The 22,558-nt window shown below is 70.9% G+C and carries 19 protein-coding genes; 12 read left to right on the top strand and 7 right to left on the bottom strand.

Going from position 1 to position 22,558, the window contains the following annotated elements:
* Positions 1–175: 175 nt before the first annotated feature.
* The 6 genes from ABGA98_RS40425 to ABGA98_RS40400 are packed head-to-tail and all read left to right on the top strand — an operon-like array spanning position 176 to position 7,692.
* On the top strand, positions 176–1,591 hold the full coding sequence (locus ABGA98_RS40425) for an L-fucose/L-arabinose isomerase family protein (RefSeq protein ID WP_347623763.1): 1,416 nt from the start codon (positions 176–178) through the stop codon (positions 1,589–1,591).
* Positions 1,581–3,347, top strand: a complete 1,767-nt coding sequence (locus tag ABGA98_RS40420) for a DUF2961 domain-containing protein (protein ID WP_347623762.1) — start codon at positions 1,581–1,583, stop codon at positions 3,345–3,347. Before ABGA98_RS40425 ends, ABGA98_RS40420 begins: the two co-directional genes overlap by 11 nt.
* A gap of 55 nt (positions 3,348–3,402) precedes the next feature.
* The gene (locus ABGA98_RS40415) at positions 3,403–4,224 is read left to right on the top strand and encodes an ATP-binding cassette domain-containing protein (RefSeq protein ID WP_347623809.1); all 822 of its coding nucleotides are present in this window, start codon (positions 3,403–3,405) and stop codon (positions 4,222–4,224) included.
* The gene (locus ABGA98_RS40410) at positions 4,221–5,279 is read left to right on the top strand and encodes an ABC transporter permease (RefSeq protein ID WP_132596622.1); all 1,059 of its coding nucleotides are present in this window, start codon (positions 4,221–4,223) and stop codon (positions 5,277–5,279) included. The genes ABGA98_RS40415 and ABGA98_RS40410 overlap by 4 nt, the downstream gene beginning before the upstream one ends.
* Positions 5,276–6,253 carry a substrate-binding domain-containing protein gene (locus ABGA98_RS40405; protein WP_347623761.1) on the top strand — a complete coding sequence of 326 codons (978 nt, stop codon included), beginning with the start codon at positions 5,276–5,278 and terminating at the stop codon, positions 6,251–6,253. Before ABGA98_RS40410 ends, ABGA98_RS40405 begins: the two co-directional genes overlap by 4 nt.
* On the top strand, positions 6,253–7,692 hold the full coding sequence (locus ABGA98_RS40400; RefSeq protein ID WP_347623760.1) for an FGGY family carbohydrate kinase: 1,440 nt from the start codon (positions 6,253–6,255) through the stop codon (positions 7,690–7,692). The genes ABGA98_RS40405 and ABGA98_RS40400 overlap by 1 nt, the downstream gene beginning before the upstream one ends.
* Positions 7,693–7,766: 74 nt before the next feature.
* Here ABGA98_RS40400 and ABGA98_RS40395 read toward each other — a convergent pair whose 3' ends face one another.
* The gene (locus ABGA98_RS40395; RefSeq protein WP_347623759.1) at positions 7,767–8,432 is read right to left on the bottom strand and encodes a helix-turn-helix domain-containing protein; all 666 of its coding nucleotides are present in this window, start codon (positions 8,430–8,432) and stop codon (positions 7,767–7,769) included.
* A gap of 288 nt (positions 8,433–8,720) precedes the next feature.
* Here ABGA98_RS40395 and ABGA98_RS40390 point away from each other — a divergent pair, with 288 nt between their 5' ends.
* Positions 8,721–10,031, top strand: coding sequence for a PP2C family protein-serine/threonine phosphatase (locus ABGA98_RS40390; protein WP_347623758.1), 1,311 nt, complete (start codon positions 8,721–8,723; stop codon positions 10,029–10,031).
* Positions 10,028–11,062 carry a cobalamin-dependent protein gene (locus tag ABGA98_RS40385; protein ID WP_347623757.1) on the top strand — a complete coding sequence of 345 codons (1,035 nt, stop codon included), beginning with the start codon at positions 10,028–10,030 and terminating at the stop codon, positions 11,060–11,062. Before ABGA98_RS40390 ends, ABGA98_RS40385 begins: the two co-directional genes overlap by 4 nt.
* Before the next feature lie 44 nt (positions 11,063–11,106).
* Here the strand turns inward: ABGA98_RS40385 and ABGA98_RS40380 are convergent, their stop codons facing one another.
* The gene (locus ABGA98_RS40380) at positions 11,107–12,363 is read right to left on the bottom strand and encodes a pectate lyase (RefSeq protein ID WP_347623756.1); all 1,257 of its coding nucleotides are present in this window, start codon (positions 12,361–12,363) and stop codon (positions 11,107–11,109) included.
* 337 nt (positions 12,364–12,700) lie between these two features.
* Between ABGA98_RS40380 and ABGA98_RS40375 the strand changes: the two genes are divergently transcribed.
* A complete protein-coding gene (locus tag ABGA98_RS40375) occupies positions 12,701–13,273 on the top strand; it encodes a TetR family transcriptional regulator (RefSeq protein ID WP_347623755.1) in 573 nt (190 codons plus the stop codon).
* A 61-nt stretch (positions 13,274–13,334) separates the two neighbouring features.
* A complete protein-coding gene (locus ABGA98_RS40370) occupies positions 13,335–13,835 on the top strand; it encodes a luciferase family protein (protein ID WP_347623754.1) in 501 nt (166 codons plus the stop codon).
* Between the two features lie 18 nt (positions 13,836–13,853).
* On the opposite strand, the gene ABGA98_RS40365 is transcribed toward ABGA98_RS40370, so the two are convergent.
* From ABGA98_RS40365 to ABGA98_RS40345, 5 genes are all read right to left on the bottom strand, one after another.
* Positions 13,854–15,161 (bottom strand): FAD-binding oxidoreductase, encoded by a 1,308-nt coding sequence (locus tag ABGA98_RS40365; protein ID WP_347623753.1) that lies wholly within the window; start codon positions 15,159–15,161, stop codon positions 13,854–13,856.
* Between the two features lie 224 nt (positions 15,162–15,385).
* Positions 15,386–16,327 (bottom strand): ThuA domain-containing protein, encoded by a 942-nt coding sequence (locus ABGA98_RS40360; protein ID WP_347623752.1) that lies wholly within the window; start codon positions 16,325–16,327, stop codon positions 15,386–15,388.
* Positions 16,328–16,447: 120 nt separating this feature from the next.
* Positions 16,448–17,239, bottom strand: coding sequence for a citryl-CoA lyase (locus ABGA98_RS40355; RefSeq protein ID WP_347623751.1), 792 nt, complete (start codon positions 17,237–17,239; stop codon positions 16,448–16,450).
* The gene (locus ABGA98_RS40350; protein ID WP_347623750.1) at positions 17,236–18,393 is read right to left on the bottom strand and encodes a CoA transferase; all 1,158 of its coding nucleotides are present in this window, start codon (positions 18,391–18,393) and stop codon (positions 17,236–17,238) included. Before ABGA98_RS40350 ends, ABGA98_RS40355 begins: the two co-directional genes overlap by 4 nt.
* A gap of 15 nt (positions 18,394–18,408) precedes the next feature.
* Positions 18,409–19,140 (bottom strand): IclR family transcriptional regulator, encoded by a 732-nt coding sequence (locus ABGA98_RS40345; protein WP_347623749.1) that lies wholly within the window; start codon positions 19,138–19,140, stop codon positions 18,409–18,411.
* 250 nt (positions 19,141–19,390) lie between these two features.
* Here ABGA98_RS40345 and ABGA98_RS40340 point away from each other — a divergent pair, with 250 nt between their 5' ends.
* A complete protein-coding gene (locus ABGA98_RS40340; RefSeq protein WP_347623748.1) occupies positions 19,391–20,839 on the top strand; it encodes an aldehyde dehydrogenase family protein in 1,449 nt (482 codons plus the stop codon).
* On the top strand, positions 20,836–22,551 hold the full coding sequence (locus tag ABGA98_RS40335) for a thiamine pyrophosphate-binding protein (RefSeq protein ID WP_347623747.1): 1,716 nt from the start codon (positions 20,836–20,838) through the stop codon (positions 22,549–22,551). The genes ABGA98_RS40340 and ABGA98_RS40335 overlap by 4 nt, the downstream gene beginning before the upstream one ends.
* The last annotated feature ends 7 nt before the right edge of the window (positions 22,552–22,558 follow it).

Here is a 22,558-nt window from a genome sequence, read left to right as displayed (position 1 = left end):
GCCGGCGCCGCTCCCGCGCCGGCCTTTTCGCTGCTCGTACGTGGTAGCGCTACCAGGCGTTCACTGTTGCCATTCTGTGATGTGAAGCGGCATTGACGGTCCAGGAGGCGAGATCTAGCTTGGGTGGAAATCGATTTCTGAGCAATCGATTTCTAAGCATGGAGGTCAACCACCCGTGGCACGTATCGGAGTGCTGAGCATCTCGGACGGGCGCGACTTCGTCGCCCGCGATCTCGTGGAACACATCGACGCCGCCACCACCGCCCTGGCGGAGGCGTTGCGCAAGGAGGGGCACGAGGTGATCGTGGCTCCGGAGATCGTGTCGACCAGCGAGCTGGCCACCTCGCAGGCCCGCCGGCTCGCGGATCAGCGGCCCGACCTGACGATCTTCAACTACGCGGTCTGGGCCTTCCCGCATTTCACCATGCTCGCCGCCGAGGCCACTCCGGGGCCGCTGCTGCTGATGGCCAACATCGACCCCGCCCAGCCGGGCATGGTCGGCATGCTGGCCGGCGGCGGCGGTCTCGACCAGATCGGCAGGGTGCACGCACGGGCCTGGGGCGACATCGAGGACCCCGCCGTGAGGAGCCGCGTGCTGACCGAGGTGCGCGCCGCGCGGGCCGTCCGAGGGCTGCGCGGATCGACGTTCGGCCGGATCGGCGGCCGGCCCATGGGCATGTACACCGCCGTCGCCAACACCGACCAGTGGATGCGCACCTTCGGTGTGGACGTCGAGGAGATCGACCAGTGGGAGATCGTGCGCCGCAGCGAGAACGCGTCCCAGACCCGGGTGAAGGAGGCTCGCGAATGGCTCGAGACCAAGGGCAACGTCCACTACGACGGCAAGCAGCTCACACCTGACCTGCTCGAACGGCAGATCCGTACGTACTACGCGATGCGCGAGCTCATCGACGAGTGGAAGCTGGACTTCTCCGGCATCAAGGGCCAGCCCGAGCTGACCACCCACTTCTGCACGATGGACATCGCCGAGTCCTTCCTCAACGACCCCTACGACTGGGAGGGCCCGAAGGAGACGCACGTCTGCGCGACCGAGGCCGACATGGACGGCGCGCTGAGCATGCAGATCCTCAAGCTGCTGAGCGGCGACCCGGTCCTGTTCGCCGACGTGCGGCACTACCACGCCGACAAGGACGTATGGGACCTGTGCAACTCCGGCCAGCACGCCACCTGGTACGCCGCCCGCTCCGACGACCCCGCGGAGAACCTGGCGAAGACGCACTTCTACCCCGAGGTGTTCTTCTTCCCCGCCGGCGGCGCCAGCGTGCACCACCTGGCCGCGCCCGGCGCCGCCACGTTCGCCCGGCTCACCCGCAGGGACGGCGCCTACCGCATGCACGTGATGCGCGGCGACTTCGAGCTGTACGACGACGCCACGAACGAGGCCATGGCCAGGCAGTCGACGTTCGAGTGGCCGCACGCGTTCACCAGGCTGCACGTGCCGGCCACCGAGTTCCTCGGGCGGTTCGGCTCCAACCACATCCACGCCGTGCCCGGCGACCACGTCGCCGAGCTGCGGGCGGTCTGCACGCAACTGGGTGTCGAGTTCGAGGGGTTCGGCGATGCGGCTTAACACGATTCTGCCGGCGGCCGTCCTGGCGGCCGGGGCGTTGGCGGCCCCCGCGCAGGCCCAGCCGGCCCAGCCGGCCCAGCCGGCCCAGCCGGCCCAGCCGGCGTCGGGCAAGGGGCCGGTCGGGTGGGACGTCTACCGGCGGCTCGACCGGCTGCCGGAGCTGACGACCGGCGTGCAGACCGAACAGTTCTCCAGCTTCGACCGCACGGCCGACAACAACGACGGGTTCGAGGGCACGTACTCCTGCCTGCACACCTCCGGCCAGGGTTGCGTGATCGCCGAGCACACCGGCGCCGGCGAGGTGCAGGCCATCTGGTTCACCAGGGACGGCGGCGACGTCACGAAGACGGGCACGATCACCATCGAGCTGGACGGCCGCAAGGTCGTCGAGGCGAGCCTGCAGGACCTGGTGAACGGCAAGCTCGGCGCGCCGTTCGTCCATCCCCTCGTGGGCAACGCCGACCAGAGCTCGGGCGGCGTCTACGTCGAGGTGCCGATGCCGTACCGGGAGTCGATGCGCATCACGACCGAGCACAACCCGCTCTTCCACCACGTCTCCTACCGCACGTTCGCCGACGCCGAGGGGGTGCGCACGTTCGACCCGTCCGACAAGGCGCAGGACGTGATCGACCGGCTCAAGGCCGGCGGCGACCCCAAGCCCGCGCTCCCGGGCGCGCGCACCCACGACACCGCGATCGACCTCGCCCCCGGCAGGTCGGTCCGGCTCGCCCGCACGCACGGCTCCGGCCTGCTGTCGCAGATCAGGCTCCGGCTGCCCCAGGCCGAGCAGGTCCTGCCCGAGACCGAGGCCGACGAGGGCCGGGCCTTCGGCAAGGACGGCTCCAGCGAGTTCACCGTCACGATCGACCCCGGGAACGACGGGGTGCGGCTGACCCGGCGCATCGACCCGGCCATCGGCAAGCAGGTCGCCAAGGTGCTGGTGGACGGCCAGGAGGTGGCCCAGTGGCCGCCGAGCAAGGTCGGCGCCTCGGGCATGTGGGCCGAGGAGTCCGTCGACCTGCCGGCGAGCGCGACCAGGGGCAAGGCGCAGATCACGATCAAGAACGTGTTCCAGTCGTCCGACCTCGACTACAACGAGTTCACGTACTGGGTGGACAGCGGCGGCGAGCGCACCGACACCGTGGACGTGGGCGACGCTGCGGATGAGGCCGCGCACGACTACACGATCGCCGCGCAGACCTGGCAGGGCGAGCGGACCTTCGCCTTCCCGATGGAGGAGGACGAGCTCGCCAGGGTCAGGGCGGCCCAGGAGGTGCTGCAGGGGCTGCGGCTGCGGATCGCCTTCGACGGCAGGCGCACCGTGGACGCGCCGGTCGGCGAGTTCTTCGGCAGCGGGCACGCGATGATGCCGGTCAAGTCGCTGATGTACGCCGTCGACGCCGAGACGAGCACGATGTCGGCCTGGTGGCCGATGCCGTACGGGAAGGGCGCGACGGTCGAACTGCACAACGGCACCGGCCGGGCGATCGAGGGAGAGGCGTCGGTCACGTCGGCCGACCGTCCCATGGCAGTGCAAGATCGCCGAACGGCAGCTCATCGAGGTGGCCAAGGCGCTGTCGCAGAACGTCCGCGTCCTGGTCATGGACGAGCCGACCTCGGCCCTGGCCGACGCGGAGGTGCGGCGGCTGTACACGGTCATCCGCGACCTGACCGGGCGTGGCGTGGCCGTCATCTACATCTCGCACCGCCTGGAGGAACTGGAGGAGATCGCCGACCGGGTGGTCGTGCTGCGTGACGGCAGGCACGTCGGCGAACGCCCGGAAGTGGACCGGGACGAGCTGATCCAGCTGATGGTCGGCCGACCGCTGGGCGAGATGTTCCCGCGGGCGGACGGCGGCGGGACCGGCGAGGAACTGCTGAGGGTCCAGGGGTTGTCGGTGGCGGGCGAGCCCGGCTCCGGCCGTACCCCGTTGCGCGGGGTCTCCCTGTCCGTACGGGCGGGCGAGATCGTCGGCGTGGCCGGCCTGATGGGCGCGGGCCGCAGCGAGCTGCTGGAAACGATCTTCGGCGTGCACCGGCCGGCAGGGGGCTCGATGAGCCTGGGCGGGCGGCCGTACCGCCCGCGAAGCCCGAAGGGCGCGATCCGGCGGGGCGTCGCGCTCGTCGCCGAGGACCGCAAGGCGCAGAGCCTGGTGCTGGGCCACAGCATCGCCTTCAACGCCGGCCTGCCCTCGCTCGGGCGGTTCCTGCGCTTCGGCATGGTGGACGCCCGCCGCGAGCAGGCGGCCGTCGAGCGGCAGGTGAGCGAGCTGCGCGTCAAGGCGCCCGGCACCCGGTTCACCGTCGGGAACCTGTCCGGCGGCAACCAGCAGAAGGTCGTGCTGGCCAAGTGGCTGCTGACCTCGCCGTCACTGATCCTCATGGACGAACCCACCCGCGGCATCGACGTGGGGGCCAAGGCGGAGATCCACGCGCTGATGTCCGATCTGGCCGCCGGCGGCAAGGGCGTGCTGGTGGCCTCGTCGGAGCTGCCCGAACTGCTCGCCATGTGCGACCGGATCCTCGTGTTGTGCGGGGGCCGGATCACCGCGGAGTTCTCCCGGGCGGAGAACCCCACGCAGGAGGCGATTCTCGAAGCCGCCATGGCACGACAAAAGGTGACGACCCCATGACGACCAAGACCGCGCCGCCCACGCCCGCGAAGGCGCCGGGTGAGAACCGGCTGCGGCGCACGTTCTCCGCTCTCGGCGCGGCTCAGGCCTACATCGGCCTGGTCCTGATCCTCGCGGTCGGCATCGCGACGAAGGGCGACATCTTTCTCAACGAGACGAACCTCACCAACGCCGTCGGCGCCTTCGCCTCGCGCGGCATCCTGGCCGTCGGCGTCACGCTGGTGATCCTGACCGGCGGCATCGACCTGTCCGTCGGCTCGCTGCTCGGCATCGCCTCGATGACGGCGGCGATGATGTTGTCGAAGCATTCGCTGGAGCCGTGGCAGATCGTGCCGATCTGCATGGTGGTGGGCGCGTTCTTCGGCTTCCTGAACGGTGCGGGCACGGCCTGGCTGCGCATCCAGTCGTTCGTCATGACGCTGGCCATGTTGTCCGTCGTACGCGGCCTGGACCGGCAGGTCAGTGACAACGTCAGCGTCGGCACCCAGATCGCCGGGCCCGACGGGAAGCTGACGCCGCAGGCGGAGGCGTTCCAGTTGTTCGGCACGCCGGGGCACAACCTGTTCGACCGGATCTACTACCCGGTGCTGGCCTTCATCGTGGTCTGCGTGGTCTTCCACTTGATCCTGACGAAGACCCGGTTCGGCCGGCACGTGTACGCGGTCGGCGGCAACCCGACCGCGGCCCGCCTGTCCGGGGTCAACGTCACGGCGATCACGATCGCGGTGTTCACGCTGTCGGGCATGCTCGCCGGGTTCGCGGGGCCCATCGACGCCGCCTACAGCGCCTCGGCCGATCCGCAGGCCGGGCAGTCGTACGAGCTGGACGCCATCGCGGCCGCGGTCATCGGCGGCGCGTCGCTGGCGGGCGGCAAGGGCACCATCGCGGGCACGTTCGTCGGCGCCCTCATCCTGACGCTGCTGGACAACGTGCTGGGGCTCAACGCGGTCAGCGACAACTGGCAGCTCGTCATCAAGGGACTGATCGTCGTCGTGGCGGTGGTCCTGCAGCGCCCCGATCTCTTCAAGTTCTTCCGAGGAGGGTCTCGATCGTGAAGAAGGCCATCACCATCGCGCTGTGCGCGGTTCTCGCAGCGGCGTGCGCGTCGAAGGCGCCCGGCCCGTCGACGTCGGCGGACGACGGTGAGAAGAAGAAGTTCGTCGTCGGCTACTCGCAGTCGAACAACGCCGAGCCGTACCGGGCGCAGCTCAACCTGCAACTGCAGCACTTCATGAAGAAATATCCGGACATCGAGCTGCTGCCGATCGCCGACGCCAAGCAGTCGAGCGCCACGCAGGTCTCCCAGGTCCAGAACTTCGTCACGCAGAAGGTCGACGCGCTCATCGTCTCCCCCACGGAGCCCGCGCCGCTGACGGCGGCCGTGGAACAGGCGTGCCAGGCCAAGATCCCGGTCATCATCCTCGACCGCACGGTGAACACCGACTGCTACACCGCCTTCATCGGCGGCGACAACGTGCTCATCGGCAAGAAGGCGGGCGAGGAGGCGGTCAAGCTGCTGCCCGACGGCGGCACCGTCGTCGAGCTGCGCGGCATCATGTCCAACCAGCCGCAGATCGACCGCGACAAGGGCTTCCGCGAGGCCATCGCGGCCAACCCCAAAATCAAGATCATCGCCGACCGCGAGGGCAAGTGGCTGAAGGAGCAGGCCACCCCGATCATGCAGCAGTGGCTGGCCCAGCACGAGAAGATCGACCTCGTGTACGGGCACAACGACCCCATGGCGCTCGGCGCCTACCTGGCCGCCCAGGCCGCGGGCAAGGCCGAGCAGATCAAGTTCATCGGCATCGACGGCCTGGCCATCCCCGACGGCGGCATCCGCGCCGTGCAGCTCGGCCAGCTCTCGGCCACGTTCATCTACCCGACGGGCGCGGAGGAGGCGGCCGAGACCGTCAACAAGATCCTCCATGGCCAGCAGGTGGACAAGAAGCAGGTGCTCGGCACGACGCAGGTCACCAAGGTCAACGCGGCCGAGCTGTACAAGAAGTACGACCTGTCGGGGCAGGGCTGATGTTCCTCGGCATCGACATCGGCACCGCGAGCTCCAAAGGCGTGCTGGTGGCGCCCGACGGGACGGTGGTGGCCACGGCGGTGCGTGAGCACCGCACCGCCACGCCCCGGCCCGGCTGGTTCGAGCACGACGCGGACGAGGTCTGGTGGGCCGGCTTCCTGGCCATCGCCGGGGAGCTGGCCCGCCCCGACGTCGCCGCGCTCGGGCTCAGCGGCATCGGACCGTGCGTCCTGCCCTGCGCCGCCGACGGCACGCCGCTGCGCCCGGCCATCCTCTACGGCGTGGACACCCGCGCCACCGCCGAGATCGCCGCCCAGACCGAGCGGTACGGCGAAGCCGCGATCATGGACAGGTGCGGGTCGCCGCTCACCTCGCAGGCGGCCGGGCCGAAACTGGAATGGCTGCGGGGCCACGAACCCGGCGTGTGGGAACGGACCCGGCGCGTGTTCATGGCGCACTCCTGGCTGGCGTACCGGCTGACCGGCGCGTACGTGCTCGACCACCACTCGGCCAGCCAGTGCACGCCCCTCTACGACACCCGTACCCACACGTGGATCACCGAATGGGCCGCCGACATCGCGCCCGGGCTGGAGCTGCCCGCGCTCGCGTGGAGCGGCGAGACCGTCGGCACGGTCACGGACGCCGCCGCGGCCGGCACCGGGCTGCCCGCGGGGATCCCGGTCGTCGCCGGCACCATCGACGCCTGGGCGGAGGCCCACAGCGCGGGCGTCACCGCGCCGGGCGACGTCATGCTGATGTACGGGAGCACCATGTTCATCATCGAGGTGCTCGCCGCGCGGGCCGCCTCGCCGCACCTGTGGGGGACCGCCGGGGTCGCGCCGGGGACGTACAACCTGGCGGCGGGGATGGCCACCTCGGGGGCGATCACCGGATGGCTGCGCGACCTGACCGGCGCGTCGTTCGAGGAGCTCACCGCCGAGGCCGCGGCCGCCGGGCGCGGCGCGGAGGGGCTGCTCATGTTGCCGTACTTCGCCGGGGAGCGCACACCGCTCTTCGACCCGGACGCGCGCGGCGCCCTCGTCGGGATGACCCTGCGGCACGGGCGCGGCCACCTCTACCGGGCGGCGCTGGAGGCCACGGCCTTCGGCGTGCGGCACAATCTGGAGGCCATGCGCGCCGCGGGCGGCGCGGGCAAGCGGCTCGTGGCGGTCGGCGGCGGCACGCGGGGCGGGTTGTGGACCCGGATCGTGTCGGACGTGCTGCAGCAACCGCAGGTGCTGCCCGCGCACACGGTCGGCGCGGCGTACGGCGACGCCATGCTGGCCGCCCAGGCGTGCGGCGTGGCGAGCGAGGGCTGGAACCCGGCCGTCGCCACGGTCGAGCCCGATGTGGGCGCGGCCGCCGACTACGACCGGCTCTACCACCTCTACCGCGACCTCTACCGGTCGACGCGCCACATCGCCCACGCGCTCGCGTGAGCGTGCGCCCGGCCGGACACGATGACTTTCGTGAGGGGCCCTCAGCGGGACACGATCGGCTTCGTGAGGGGCCCTCAGCCGGACACGATCAGCTTCTCGATGCGCTCGGCGGCGGCCACGACGAGGTCGCCGTACTGGTGGCCGGGCCCTTCCCTGCTGACCCTCGACAGCGGGGCGGACAGGCAGAGAGCCGCCACCACCTCGTCGTTGACCCGGACGGGCGCGCTGACCGAGCTCAGCCCCAGCATGCGCTCGGAGACGCTTTCGAGCCAGCGCCGCTCGGGATGCGCGGGATCCGGCGGGTCACCGGCCTCCAGGATGCGCGCCGCCGAGCCGCGCCCGGCCAGCGGCAGGCGCGAGCCGACGGGCAGGGAGGCACGCAGCTCGGCCTCGGACTCCGCGCTGGCCACGCAGAGCCGGTGATCGCCGCGCCGCACCCAGATGGCCGCCGTCTCCCCTGTGCGCGCCCGCAGGTCGTCGAGCACGGGGCCGGAGACCGTGATCAGGCCTGAGGAGGTGAAGCGCCGACCGACGTGGTAACGCCCCTGGGGGTCACGGCGCAACAACCCGTGCTTGACCATGGACGCGGCCAGCCGCTGCGCGGTCGGGACGGACAGGCCGAGGTGGCGGGCCAGCTCGGTGGCGCTCATCGGGGCACGCTCGACGGTGTCGAGGATGGCGACCGCCCGGTCGATCACCCCGACCCCTGTGACCAGGTTTGCCTGCTCCTCATCCCTCACGGCACGACCTTAGCTCCGCCGGGCGAGCCGCGCCACGACACCGGTCAGTTCTTGATCCCGGTGAGCGTCACGCCGTCGATGGTGGCTTGTGGACGAGCTCGCCTCTGGCGGGCCGTCCTGCACCAGTGCAGGTGAAAGATACGGAAAGAAAGGATATGGCGGGACGGATGCCGTGCCCTGCTGCCCGTAGAGTGACGATTCGGACAGCGGTCGGGGACGGGGCACGATCTGGATGGTGGGGGACGACGGTCGCGGGCTCATGACGTGTTTTCCGCCGGGTTCGCCGGAATGACCGAGTGCCGGCGGACCGTCGAGGCGCTGCACGCCGAGCGCCAGTGGACGACGTACATGGTCGAGGCGTCCGGGGAGCTGCTGTCGTCCCTGAACCTCGACCGCTGCCTGGAGACGACGGCGCGCCTGGCCGCCCGGCGGCTCGCCGACGCCGCGCTGGTCGTGTTGCCGACGCCCGGCCGCAGGTTCGTGCTCGTCCGCTGCGATGCGCGAGGCGAGGTGGTCCGCGAGAGCGCGGCCATCGATACGCGTACGGTGCCAGGCCTCGACGAGGCGCTGCGGGGTTTCCCGCCGGTGCCGGCCCGCTGGATCGATCCGGCCGACGCCCCCGGCTGGGTGCTCCATGACGGATTCGGGGAGATCGGCTCGGTCGCCCTGGCCTCGCTGCCCGGCCGCGGCCTGCCCGCGGGCGCGCTGGTGCTGCTGCGGCACGAGCGCCGGGCCGGATTCTCGGACAACGAGGCGGTGTTCACGAGGCTGTTGTCCGCGTGGGCGGGTGCGGCGATCTCGGCCGCCCGCCTGTACGCCGAGCAGGAGGCCATCACCGAGACCCTGATGGCCGAGCTGCTGCCGCCTCCCACGCCAAGGCTGGAGGGCGTGGAGGTGGCGGCCCGATACCGGCCCGCGGGCGCCGGGGAGCGGATCGGCGGCGACTTCTACGACGTGCATCCCGTCGCGGGCGTGGGGGGCGAGTCGCTCGTGGTGCTCGGCGACGTGTCCGGCAAAGGGCTGGAGGCCGCCGTGCTCACCGGCAGGATCCGCAACACCCTGCGGGCCCTGTCGGCCCTGGCGGACGACCACCAGCGCGTGCTCGAACTGCTGAACGACGTCCTGATCGGCGACGGCGTCCCGACCCGCTTCGTCACCCTCGTCCTCGCCTCGTTCAAGCGCCGCGGCACCCGCGTCGAGTTGCGGCTGACCAGCGCCGGACATCCGCCACCGCTGATCCTGCGCAACGACGGCCGCGTCGAGACGGTCAGGACCGTCGGCACGCTGATCGGCCTGCTGGAGCACATCACCAGCGTCACCGCCTCGGTGGAGCTGGAGCCGGGCGAGACGTGCCTGCTCTACAGCGACGGCATCATCGAGGCCAGGGGCGGCCCGCTCGGCGACGAGTTCTTCGGCGAGGAACGGCTGTGCGAGCAGCTCGCGCAGTGCGCCGGCATGCCGCCGAAAGCGCTGGCCGAACGTGTCGAGATGCTGGCATCAGAGTGGGCCGGCGACGGCGAGCACGACGACATGGCGGTGGTCGCCATCACGGCGTGCCGCGACGTCCCACCCGGCGCGGCAGGAGAACGGCTCCCGTGAACGCCGGCATCGAGAAGCACGTCGAGACGTTGTGGGCGGCGGCGATGGCGGGCGACCAGTACGCCGCGATCGACGCGGCGACGGCCGCCATCGACGCCGGCGTCCCCATGGAGACCCTGCTGATGGACGTCGTCGCCGCCGTGCAGGCCCGTGTCGGCCACGAGTGGGCGGCCAACCGCATCACCGTCGCCCAGGAGCACACCGCGACCGCGATCAACGAACGTGTGCTCGACGCCCTGGCCCACCACCCGGCCATGAGGCAGAACCGGGCGCCGGGCAGGGGACGGGTCGCGGTGGCGTGCATCGACGGCGAGTGGCACGCGTTCCCCGCGCGGCTGCTGAGCGAGGTGCTGCGGGTGAACGGCTGGCACGTCGACTACCTGGGCGCGCAGATCACCACGCCGCACCTGGTCGCGCACCTGCACCGGACGAACCCGGACGCGGCGGCGCTGTCCAGCTCGCTCGCGATCCGGCTGCCCGCCGCGCACGCGGCCATCACCGCCTGCCAGGCGGCGGGCACCCCGGTGCTGGCGGGCGGAGCCGCCTTCGGCCACGACGGCCGTTACGCCCGGCTGCTGGGCGCCGACGCCTGGGCGCCCGACGCCCGTGCCGCCGTGGATCTCCTGGCCGCCGGGCCGCTGCCGCGCAGGACCGCGCCCGGCGCCAGCGGGCCGCCGCACCTCGCCGGACACGAGTACACGCGACTGGACCGGTCCGCTCCCGACCTCGTGAGAGGCGTCATGGACGAGCTGGGCCGGCACGTACCCGAGGTGGCGGCCTACACCGAGCGGCAACTCGGGCAGACCGCCGAGGACGTGGCCTACATCGTCGACTACCTGCGGGCCTCCCTCTATGTCGAGGATCCCGAGCTCTTCTCCTCGTTCCTGGAGTGGATGACGGGCATCCACACGGCGCGCGGCATCCCGGCACGTGTGGTGCTTGCCGCCGTCGACGTGCTGGCCGGCCTCCTCACGGGTTTGCCGCATGCCCTCGCCACGCTCGCGCGGGCGCGTGACGCGCTGCGCGCGTGAGAACCGGCGGGCGGGGCCCCGAGCTCGCCCAGGGCCCGCGGTGACTAACGCCAGGTGATGTCGGAGGAGGAGTAGAGGCAGTTCACGCCATCCGCCCCCTCGCCGATCTTCTCCGGCTCGTCGCCCTTCGGGACGCCCCGGTACTTCTCGCAGATCGTGGTGTCGTCGCCGTACACCGTGATCCGGCTGAAGCGGGCCGTGTCGCCCCAGTTCGTGTTGATGCCGGCCAGCACGTCGGTCGAGCGGGCGGTGACGCCGTCCATGACCACGTGGCGCTGGTAGGAGCTGGAGCAGTTGCCGCAGGCGCGGTAGAGCTTGCCCGCGTTGTGCACCTGGAAGTTCCTGATGGTCAGCGTCCCGGCGCCGTTGTGCTGGAACACCTTGTCGGAGGCGGACTTGGCGCCGCCGCCGTCCACCAGGTAGGTGGCCGACGAGCTGGACGACCTGAACGTGGCGGCGTCCTCACCGACGTCGTTCCACCACACGTTGCGGATCGTGCACGAGCCCTCGCAGTGGATGCCGTCGCCGGCCGGGGCGTCGATGATGACGTTCTGGATGGTGCCGCCGTTGTCCACGACGAACATCGGGTCCTGGCTCTCCCCCTGGCCGCCGTCGCCGATGCCGTAGTAGCGCTTCATGCCGCCGTCGAAGAACGTGCCGACGTCACGGGTCTCGGTGATGTGCACGCTGCCGGTGTCGGAAGGCCACTCGCCGCTGCCGTCGCCGCCTCCGCCGCCGCTGCCCATCTTGACGAGCTGCCACTGCTGGTTGGCGCCGCCGAGGTCGTCCCACTGGGAGATCCTGGCGCCGTCGCCGGTGCCCCACTCCCACACCTCCAGCGCCTTGCCGCTGTTGCGGTTGATCAGCCGGACGTGGCCGCCGTCGGAGTCGGCCAGGCGGAACTGCTGGTTGGCGGCGTTCAGGTCGGCCCACTGGACGATCTCCGCGCCGCCCTCCGTCGACCACTCGTAGACGTCCAGCACCTTGCCGCTGTGGCGGGACTTGAGCCGGTAGTAGCCGCTGCCGGAGCTGACGAACTGCCACTGCTGCTGGTTGCCGTCGTTGCGGGCCCACTGCACGATGGGCGCGCCGTCGTTGGTCGCGAAGTCGTACAGGTCGAGGGCCTTGCCGCTGTGCCGGTTGACCAGCACGTACCACGCGCTGGTGTCGACGCTGGCCGCCTGCGCCGGGAGCGGCGTCACGGCGATGGCGCCCACCATGGCCGTGAACACGGCCGTCAGCATGGCGGCGAGGGTCGCCGGCAGCCGGCGCCATCGCCTGGAACGGGGGTCACGTGTCAAGGTCGTCCTCCTCTGTTGGTAAGCGCTTTCCCAATGGGTGTGACACTGCCGGGATAGCCGAGTTCGTTGGGAGATCCGCCTTACTCGAAGGCCGGTTGTCGCCGTTCGAGCTTTGATCGCACGCGCCGGGGCCACCGTCAACCGGCCCTCAGAGGCATCCCCGCCGACCTGCGCGTTCCCGCGGTGAAAGTTTCATCCCCGAGCCCCGGCGGGATGGCCGGCCGCGCGCAGGATGCCCGCCGCTATCGCCTGGGAGGCGCTCCATCGGAAAGGGCGGGCGCCACCCGGTACGGCTGCCCGAGAAAGCGCGTACGAGTGTTGGCCTACAATCGTTGTCATGGCTTTCACCGAGAGATCGGCCGCCACACGGACCTCCATCCTCTCGGCCGCCAGGAAACTCCTCATCGAGCGGGGCTTCGAGGGCATGACGATCAGGGCCGTCGCCGCACAGGTGGGCGTCGACCCGTCGATGGTCATGCGCTACTACGGGAGCAAGGCAGGGCTGTTCAGCGCCGCCGTGGACGTCGACCTGCGGCTCGACCAGGTCGAGGAGCCGCCGCTCGACCGGCTGGGCGAGCTGCTCGTACGCCACTTCCTGGCCCGCTGGGAGGGTGACCTGTCCGACGACGTGCTGATCCTGCTGCTCCGTTCCGCGAGCACCAACCCCATGGCCGCCGAGCGCATGCGGGAGGTGTTCGCCGGCCAGATCGCCTCACAGGTGGCCCGGCTGACCGGGGCCGAGGGCGCGGCGCACCGGGCGGGGCTGATCAGCACGCAGCTGCTCGGGCTGGCGCTCACCCGTTATGTCCTGTGCCTCCCGCCGATGGCCGAGGCCGACACCGAGACTCTGGTGCGGGAGATCGGCCCGGTGGTGCAGCACTACCTGACGGGATCAGGCATCGCGGCGTGACGGTCAGCCGGGGGCCCACACCCTTATGTGGCTACATAGCGTACATGTAGTATTACTGAGTGTGAGCAGTCAAGAGACAGTGATATCCCTTCCGCACACGTTGCGGGAGCGGTGCGGCGACCGCCCCGCCACCTTTCCCGAGATCCCGCACCAGCAACTCGACCAGATCGCGCCGCTGGAACTGCAGGAAGAGTTGTGGCGGCGGATGGCCGGGCTCGGCCACGTACGCACCGGCGCCAGCGTCGTCTCCCTGCCGGAGACCCGCGCGCTGCACCTGGACCCGGAGCACGCGCTCGGGCCCGGCACGGCGTTCGTCCGCGACAGCACCGAGTTCGCCCACCTGCACGGCGCGTCCGACGGGAGCCTGCACCTGCTGCTGCCCGAGCGGGACGCCGCCGAGGCCGTGGCGCGAGGGTGGGGCGAGTTCCACCCGCTGGTGCTCGAGGGCCGCTGCCCGCCCACTCTGATCATGGTGTACGGCCCGCGCGACGACGACGAGCTGGAGACGGTGTGGGAGCTGGTGCGCCGCAGCCACGCCTTCGCCTCCGGCCAGATCCTCTGACCGGAGGCGAAGGAGTCGTCAGGCGAGCACGGGGAAGTTGGCGCGCAGCACGTTGTGCGGATCGCGGGCCCGCTTGATCTGCCGCAACCGGCCGGCGGCCTCCTCGGTGAAGGCCTGCGCGGCCCGCTCCCCCGGCGCCAGGAACGTGTACGGCTTGCGCCCGCTGACGTCCAGCTCCCCGGCGTACCACCCCTGCTTGGCGCCCACGGCCGCCACCAGCTCGGAGGTCGGCGCGATCCCGAACAGGTAGAGCAGGTACGGCTCCGCGAGCGGCCCGCTGGGCCCGGCGCCGGGCCGCTGCCGGGCGAGCGCGCCGCCGAGGTGCCTGATCTGGACGCCGACCAGCGGCTCGATCGGGCTGTCCAGCAACGTCGCCGCCGCCGCGTCGTCCAGGCCGGTCAGCAGCTCGGCCCGGGAGCGCCCCGGCCCGGGGTCGACAGGATCGGCGGTGATGTCGCCGAGGTCCGCCACGGCGACCGTGCCGCGCTTGTCGGCGATCACGTCGTCGATCCTGCCGAGCCGGCCGAGCAGCGCCCGGCCCTCGTCCTCCGTGCCGAGGAAGGCCAGGTCGAGCACCACCATGGGCGGCGCCTGCGGGAACTGCACCCGGTTGAACCAGAGGCTCAGCTCGTCAGGGGCCTCGGCGGTGAGCTCGCGGAAGGCCTCGAACACCTCATGGGAGCGGTGTCCCGGCCAGATGATCCGCCCGCCGTACAGGGCGGGCGCCGGATGCAGCTCGAACTCCATCGCCGTCACGACCGCGAAGTCGCCGCCGCCGCCGCGCAGCGCCCAGAACAGGTCGGGGTCGGAGTCCGCGGTCACCCTGGCCGGCTCGCCGTCGGCGCCCACGACGTCGAAGGCCCGCACGCTGTCGGCGGCGAAACCGTGCTTGCGGCTGAACCAGCTCAGCCCTCCGCCCAGGGTGTAGCCCGTCACGCTCACCACCGGGCTGCTGCCGGCCAGGCCGGTCAGGCCGTGCTTGCCGGCCGCCGCCAGCACCTCACCCCACCTGGCCCCGGCGCCCACCCGGGCCAGCCGCTCCTCCGGGCGCACCTCGACCTCGCCCAGCCTTCCGGTGCGCAGCAGGATGACGCCCTCGGTGTCGCCCGAGGCGCCGTGCCCGCTCGGCTGCGCGCTCACCGACAGCCCGGCCCCGGCCGCGTACCGCACCACGGCCGCCACGTCGCCGGCGTCGCCCGCCTCGACGACGGCGGCCACGGGTTGATCCACGGACAGGTTCCAGGCTTTCGAGGCCTGCTCGAATCCGTCGTCGCCGGGCAGCAGCACCCGGCCGTCCACCACGCTGCGCATATCGGCGTTCGTCATGATGTCTCCTTCAACGATCATCTCCCGATCCTGCCGGGGTCAACGCTATGACGAGTGACCAGGAGGAAACGTGACAGGTTCACATGGTCGGCCGGAAGGCGATCGTGCGCTTTCTCGCCCACGACTTCCCTCTCTCTTCTCCGCGCGCGACGGTCGAGTGGGAGCTTGACGACCTGGTTCCGTCTTTTGCTCATATGGTGGATCCCGGGGTTTAATCGCTCATCTCAGCGACAGAACGGGGCCATGCCGAGCACGGACCTGACGCCTCCCAGCAGGTGCTGGACGAAGTACCGGTCGCCCTCCATCGGCTCATCGGTCCACGCCTTGACGTCGTGCCCGAGGGTGGTCAGCCAGGCCTTGCCGCCGTCGTAGTACTGGCACCAGCTCACCGGATGATGCCGGCCGTGGCCGGGGTGCCCGAGGTTGCCGCGTACCCCGCGGGCCAGCGTGTTCTCGTCCACCTCGGCCAGCACCCGGACGTGAGTGGGCGCGGGGACGAGGTTGTACCACTCGTCGGAGAAGGTCCAGGTGCGGGGAAGCCCCTGGGTGGAGGCGTCGCGGCGGTTGGCGGTGACCACGGTGCCGGGCTGGTTGGCGCTGTGGTCGTAGAAGTTGGCGTTGCCGAGCAGGCCCTCGTACCAGGGCCAGTTGTACTCGGTGCCGAAGGCGTTGTGCACGCCGATGAAGCCGCCGCCAGCGCGGACGTACTGGCGCAGCGCGGTCTGGGCGGCGTCGTCGAGGGTGTCGCGGGTGGTGCTGAGGAACATCACCGCGTTGTAGTTCAGGAGCCGCCCGGCCGAGGCGAGTTGGGCGACGTCCTCGGTGTAGTCGACGGTGAAGCCGTTCTCCTGGCCCAGCTTGACCATCGCCTTGACGGCGACGTTGTCGTCGTTGAGCGGCGGGTTCATGCCCGGGGCGAGCGGGGTGCCGAGGTGGGCGTGACGCGGGCCGGCGGTGCGGCTGTAGACGAGCAGCTTGTAACCCTCGGCGGGGTCGAAGTTGCCCCAGTCGTGATAGCAGCGGGGGTCGGTGCCCCGGCAGACCCCGTAGTCGGGATCACCAAGGTTGCGCGCCCCCTCGGGGGAGGTGGCGGAGCTGGGGGCGGTGGCGGTGAGCAGGACGGCCGCCGCTGCGGTGGCGATGACGATGGAAAGTTCGCTGCGCATGGACACCTCGCATTGCGATCCGCTAGGCGGATCGATAGGTCCACTTAGAAGCTTGAGCGTAACCACGGATCATCTTCGTGGGAAGGGAGATTCGCCACCGGCGGGTCTCCCTTCCCACGCTCAGAGCCACGTGGGCAGAACGGACGGCGGCATCGGCCCCTTGTTGCGCCGCCCCTGCCCGGCTTCCTCCCAGGCGTGCGCCAGGATGCCGACAGATCTGCTGAGCACGAAGAGCCCGCGTGCCAATGGCGCGGGGAAACCCAGTTCGGCGTAGACCACGGCGGTCGCGCCGTCGATGTTCATCGGCACTGGTGCGATCAGCCGCTCGACCTCGATCGCGGCTCGCAGGTGTGCGCCCGGCACCACTCCGGCCGTGACGGCCTCGGACACCAGGTCGAGGAGCGGATCCCGGCGTGGATCGCGCGTGTGGAAGCGATGCCCGAACCCTGGCAGATACTTGTCCCGCGAGCGCTGCCGGGTGACCACGGCGGCCACGTCGCCGTCTGCGACCACCTCCTCCAGCAGGGCCACGCACTGTTCGCCCGCGCCACCGTGCACGTCGCCGAGCAGGTTGACGCCTGTGGCAACCGCATTGTTGAGTCCCACCCCGCAGGTGGCGGCCATCCGGGCGACGGCGATGGACGGAGCGTGCGGCCCATGGTCGACCGAGGAGACCAGGGCCGCCTCCAGCAGCGCCGCCCGGCGCGGGTCGGGGCGCTCGCCGCGGAGCATGAGCCAGATCATCTCGGCGAAGCCGATCCGCCCGATGAGATCCTGGACCGGCTGCCCCCGCAGCTCGATGACGTCGGGCTCGATCCGCGACACCGCGGTCGCCCACCAGCCGGCCACCGCGGTCTCCTGACCGCCACCTGCCGCGGGGGCGGCGTCCTTGGTCCTGGCTCGCTCGCTCATGACACGGCCCCGAACTCGTCGTTGTGCTCGCCGAGCAGCGGGGCCGGCCCGCGTGGGCGCAGGGCGACGCCGTCGACGACGACACCGTTCCCTGTCACGGTGACCCGCCGCCCGTCCGCTCCGGCGAACGGCACCTCCGTCAGAAAGCCGCGGTGACGCACCTGATCGAGTGCGAGCGCTTGGGGGACGGTGAGGATGCGGGCGGCGGGCACGCCCTCGCGGGAAAGTATCTCTTCCCACTCCAGCGCGGTCTTGGCCACGAGCGCCTGGTTGAGCTCCTGGTTGAGCTCCCGCCGGTGGGTCTTGCGCGCTTCCCGCTCGGTGAAGCGGGGGTCGTCGGGCAGGTCGGGCCGCCCGATGAGCCGGCACAGCGTCTCGAACTGGGGCTGCTGGTTGGCGGCGATGTTGAGCGGCCCGTCGGCGGTCTCGAACGTGCCGGAGGGGGCTGCGGTGGCGTTCTGGTCGCCCATCGGCTCCGGTTCCGCACCGCTGATGAGGTAGTTCGACACCGTCCAGCCCATCGCCGAGATCGACGCCTCCAACATCGACAGGTCCAGAAAGCAGCCCTGCCCTGTGCGGTGACGTCCGGCCAGCGCGGCGGACACCGCCATCGCCGCCATCAGCCCTCCGATGGTGTCGCAGATGGGAAAGCCCACCCGCAGTGGCGCGGTGTCCGGGGTGCCGGTGACGCTCATCATGCCGGACAGCCCTTGGATGATCTGGTCGTAGGCGGGCGCCGCGCTCATCGGCCCGCTCTGACCGAAGCCGGAGATCGCGCAGTAGACCAGGCCGTGGTTGAGTTCGCGCAGGCGGTCCCAGCCATAGCCGAGCCTCGTCAGCACGTCGGCGCGGAAGTTCTCCAGCAGGACGTCGGCCCCGGCCACCAGCGACTCGAAGGCGGCCCGCCCTGCCGGGTTCTTGAGGTCGAGCTCTACGGACTTCTTGCCGGCGTTCTGGGCGAGGAAGGAGGCCCCCATCTGCTCCCGGTTGAGCTCCGGGTCGGGTCCGAGCCGCCGGGCAAGGTCCCCTGCGCCGGGCAGCTCCACCTTGACCACATCCGCGCCGAACAGCATCAGCTGGTAACTGCAGTACGGCCCGGCCAGAACGTTGGTCAAGTCCACGACCTTGACGCCGTCCAGTGGCAACTGCTGCATTCACGCTCCATAGGGTCAGGTCAGTGGATGGTCGAACCCGCGCTCCGACATGCGCTTGGCGGCCTCGCGCAGATCTGCGGCGAATTCCCCGACACGGTCTTCGGTGAAGCGGACGGTGGGGCCGCTGAGCGTCAGCGCCGCCACGGTCGCCCGCGAGCCGCCCGTGACCGGGACGGCGACCGCCGACAGGCCGGGCTCGCGCTCGCCGTGGCTCACCGCGTACCCTCCGTGCGCCGCCTCGTCGATCCAGCTTCGCAACGTGGCCAGGTGCGCCGCACCGTCGGGAGAGGAGCGGGCCACCCGCTGGAGCAGCCGCTCCGAGGCGTCCTTCAACAGGATCTTGGAGGAGGCGCCCGCCCACAGGGGCAGCTCGTCGCCGACCCGCACCACGTGGCGCAACGGCTGCGGACTCTCCTGCTGGGCGATGCAGATGCGGTGCGTGTCGCGCAGCACGTAGAGGTTGACGGTCTCACGATGCCGGGCGCCCAGCTCACGCATGAGCTGAACGGTCTCGGGCGGCAGTTCCCACGCTGATCGGGCCAGGTGGGCCCAGCGCCACAGCGCCGGCCCGGCCGTGTAGCCCTTGGGCGTGGCCCACAGCAGACCCATGTGCTCAAGCGTCTGCAGCAGCCGCAGAGCCGTGGTCTTGGCCAGCCCGGTCTCGTCGACGACCTCGCGGATCGTCAACGTCCGGCGATCCTCGGTGAGCAGGGAGAGAATGTCGAACGCGCGCTGGACGCTGCGCACACCCCCGCTCTCCCCCGGCTCCGCAGGAAGGTTTGAAGGCACGGATCCTCACTTGTGAGTCGAAGGTGAACCTGCCGCTCACCTTCTCATGTGGTCCGTACGCTAACACTCAGTCCGCTTAGCGGTCCACAAGAACCATCAAGCGGATAGCTCGGCCCTCTTGCCAGAACCTTTGGCAGGCTCATACCGTGAGGCAATCCACACGGCGGAATTTGAGAACCACTGCGCGGATCGATGGGAGTCCTCAACCATGCACACCATCACCGAAGCCAGGTGCTTAGTCGCCGGGGAGTGGTCGGCCGGCGGAGAGCACGCCGACCGCGTTGGCCCTTACCTGCGGGAAGTCGTAAGCCGGGCACGAACCGCCCTACCCGGCGACATCGACGCGGCCCTGGCCTACGCCCGGCAAGCGGCCAGACGTGTCGCGCGGCTGGCGCCCGCCACCCGGGCCGACGTCTTGGAACGTGCTGCCGCCGCCGTCACGGCGCAGGGCGACCGTCTGGCGAACCTGCTGGCGTTGGAGCTGGGCAAACCCATCAAGGACGGGCGTGGTGAGATCCTGCGTGTCGCCGACACCTTGTCCGTCGCCGCGGCCGAGGCGAGGATGATCGGCGGCGAGGTGCTGCCCGTGGCGGGCTGGGGCCGCGGGGTGGGCAACACCGCGCTCACCCAGCGGGCCCCCGCGGGCCCGGTGCTGGCGATCACGCCGTTCAACGCGCCCGCGAACCTGCTCGCGCACAAGCTCGCCGCCTCCTTCGCGGCCGGCAACACCACGATCGTCAAGCCGCCGCCGCAGGCCCCCGCGGTTTCGACCGCCCTGGTGGAGCTGCTGCTGGAGGCCGGCATGCCGGTGGAGGCGGTGCAGGTCCTGCATGGGAGCGGCGACGTGGGCGCGCGGCTGTGCGCCGCGCCGGAGATCACCGTCGTCAGCTTCACCGGCGGCGTCACGTCCGGCCACGCCGTCGCCCATGCCGCCGGGCCGAAGCGGGTGATGCTGGAGCTCGGCGGCAACGCCGCCACCATCGTCTGCGAGGACGCCGACATCGCCGAGGCGGCGTCCGTGTGCGCGCGCACCGGCTACAGCAACTCCGGGCAGAGTTGCATCTCCGTCCAGCGTGTGTACGTCCACCGCAGCCGCTTCGAGGAGTTCGCGCAGGAGCTGACCGCACAGGTCAAAGGCTTGGTCGTGGGCGATCCCCTGGATCCGGGGACCGACGTCGGCTCCATGGTGGACGACGACGCGGCCGAGCGGGTGGTCCGCTGGACCTCCGAGGCCGCCGGTCAGGGCGCCCGGGTGACGGCCGGCGGCACGCGCGACGGCGCGGTGATGGCGCCGACCGTCGTCGTCGCGCCGCCCGCCGAGGCTCGGGTGGTTCGCGAGGAGGTGTTCGGCGCTCTGGTCGCCGTGCTGCCCTACAACGACTTCGACGCTGTGATCGAGGCGTGCAACCGCAGCCCGTACGGGCTGCAGGCCGGGCTGTTCACCCACGACGTCCGCCGTATCGTCACCGCCTGGCGCGAGCTGGAGGTCGGCGGCCTGGTCGTCAACGGCTCCTCCAACTTCCGGCTCGACCACGTCCCGTTCGGCGGGGTGAAGGACTCCGGCATCGGCCGCGAGTCGCCGCGCTGGATGATCGAGGACTTCACCGTGACCAAGACCCTCATGCTCAAGGGCCTGACGATCTGGGGAGACCAGTGACCACCACAGCCGCTCACGCCCTCGTCGCCCAGCTCGAGGAGCTCGGCGTCGAATACGTCTTCGGCACGTGCGGCCACACCAACATCGCCGTGCTGGACGCGCTGGCCGACAGCCGCATCCGCTTCGTCATCGGCCGCCACGAGCAGGCCGCCGCGCACGCCGCCGACGGCTACGCCCGCGCCTCCGGCAAGCCGGGAGTCCTGCTGGTCCACGTCGGGCCCGGCCTGACGAACGCGGCCACCGGCGTCATGACGGCCGCGCTGGACTCGGTGCCGCTGGTGGTGATCTCCGGCGACATCCCGTCCTACTACCAGGGCCGGCATCCCCATCAGGAGATCAACCTGCATGCCGACGCCGACCAGGCGACCGTGTTCCGGCCGTTCGTCAAGCGGGCCTGGAACGTGCACCGGGCCCAGGACCTCGGCCGCTTCGTCGAGCGCGCCTTCTGGACGGCCACGGCGGGACGTCCGGGCGCCGTGCTGGTGAACGTGCCGATGGACGTCTTCTCCCGCCCCGCCGCGCCGTATCCGCCGATCAGTCACGCGACGCCGCCCGGGCTGCCACGGGCCACAGCCGAGCTGATCGCCGCGCGGTTGGCCGCCGCGGAGCGGCCTCTGATCTATGTAGGTGGCGGGCTGCGCGAGAAGCCCGAGGCCCTGATCCGGCTGGCCGAGCACCTGGACCTCCCCATCGTCCACTCGCTCATGGCCAAGGGCACCGTACCCGACGCGCACCCGCTGGTCCTCGGCATGCCCGGCTTCTGGGGGCTGGAGCTCACCAACGCCTACGCCCGCGAGGCGGACGTGGTGCTCGCGCTCGCCACCCGCTTCGCCGAGACCGACTCCAGCTCCTGGGATCCCCGCTTCACCTGGGATTTCTCCGGCAGCACGCTCATCCAGATCGACATCGACCCGGCCGAGATCGGCCGCAACTACCCCGCCGCGATCGGCGCGGTCGCCGACGTCCGGCTCGCGGTCGAGGCGATCGCCGACGCCGCCACGTCTCACGCCGCGCATTCGAGACCCGAGCTTCGCAAGCGGATTCTGGAGGCTCGATCGGAGTTGTTCTCGGCCAGCCGGGAACGCGGCAGAAGCGCGGACTTCCCGCTGCGGCCCGAGCGCATCTTGAAGGACCTGCGGGACACATTGCCGCCGGACGCGTTCCTGGTCACCGACGTGGGCTGGAACAAGAATGGCGTCGCGCAGTGCTACGAGCTGCCCGCCGAGGGCCGCTTCATCACCCCAGGCGGCGCCTCCACCATGGGCTTCGGCCCGGCCGCCGCCGTGGGCGTGCAGCTCGCCTGGCCCGAGGCCGTCGTGGTGGCGCTGATCGGCGACGGCGGCATGAGCGCGCAGTTCCCCGCGCTGCCGCTCGCGGTCGAGCAGGGCGCTCCGGTGATCTTCGTAGTGATGAACAACCGCTCCCACGGCACGATCTCCGACCTGCAGTCGGCGCACTTCGGCCGCAGCCACGGCTGCGACTTCATCGACCCCGGCGGGCGGCCCTACAGCCCCGGCTTCGCCGCACTCGCCCAAGCCTGCGGGGCCGACGGATATACCGTGGCCATCCCTGACGACCTCGGCACAGCACTACGCGAGGCCGTCACGAACCGACGACCCGCCGTGATCGATGTGCCGATGGTGAACGAGCCGGTGCCGACGCCCGGCCACTGGAACATCAAGGACATATACCAGGGTCTCTTCACCGACTGACAGGCCG

The sequence above is a fragment of the Nonomuraea sp. B1E8 genome (genome assembly GCF_039871515.1).
GTDB lineage: Bacteria > Actinomycetota > Actinomycetes > Streptosporangiales > Streptosporangiaceae > Nonomuraea.
Note: the sequence above shows the minus strand (reverse complement) of the source record. Positions and strands in the feature narration are given on the sequence as shown.

What these genes read in the sequence shown, in the direction of transcription:
- ABGA98_RS40420 (WP_347623762.1), top strand. Translation starts at nt 1,581, where the DNA reads ATGCGGCTTAACACGATTCTGCCGGCGGCCGTCCTGGCGGCCGGGGCG.
- ABGA98_RS40415 (WP_347623809.1), top strand. Translation starts at nt 3,403, where the DNA reads ATGGTCGGCCGACCGCTGGGCGAGATGTTCCCGCGGGCGGACGGCGGC.
- ABGA98_RS40410 (WP_132596622.1), top strand. Translation starts at nt 4,221, where the DNA reads ATGACGACCAAGACCGCGCCGCCCACGCCCGCGAAGGCGCCGGGTGAG.
- ABGA98_RS40400 (WP_347623760.1), top strand. Translation starts at nt 6,253, where the DNA reads ATGTTCCTCGGCATCGACATCGGCACCGCGAGCTCCAAAGGCGTGCTG.
- ABGA98_RS40390 (WP_347623758.1), top strand. Translation starts at nt 8,721, where the DNA reads ATGACCGAGTGCCGGCGGACCGTCGAGGCGCTGCACGCCGAGCGCCAG.
- ABGA98_RS40375 (WP_347623755.1), top strand. Translation starts at nt 12,701, where the DNA reads ATGGCTTTCACCGAGAGATCGGCCGCCACACGGACCTCCATCCTCTCG.
- ABGA98_RS40365 (WP_347623753.1), bottom strand. Translation starts at nt 15,161, where the DNA reads ATGACGAACGCCGATATGCGCAGCGTGGTGGACGGCCGGGTGCTGCTG.
- ABGA98_RS40360 (WP_347623752.1), bottom strand. Translation starts at nt 16,327, where the DNA reads ATGCGCAGCGAACTTTCCATCGTCATCGCCACCGCAGCGGCGGCCGTC.
- ABGA98_RS40355 (WP_347623751.1), bottom strand. Translation starts at nt 17,239, where the DNA reads ATGAGCGAGCGAGCCAGGACCAAGGACGCCGCCCCCGCGGCAGGTGGC.
- ABGA98_RS40350 (WP_347623750.1), bottom strand. Translation starts at nt 18,393, where the DNA reads ATGCAGCAGTTGCCACTGGACGGCGTCAAGGTCGTGGACTTGACCAAC.
- ABGA98_RS40340 (WP_347623748.1), top strand. Translation starts at nt 19,391, where the DNA reads ATGCACACCATCACCGAAGCCAGGTGCTTAGTCGCCGGGGAGTGGTCG.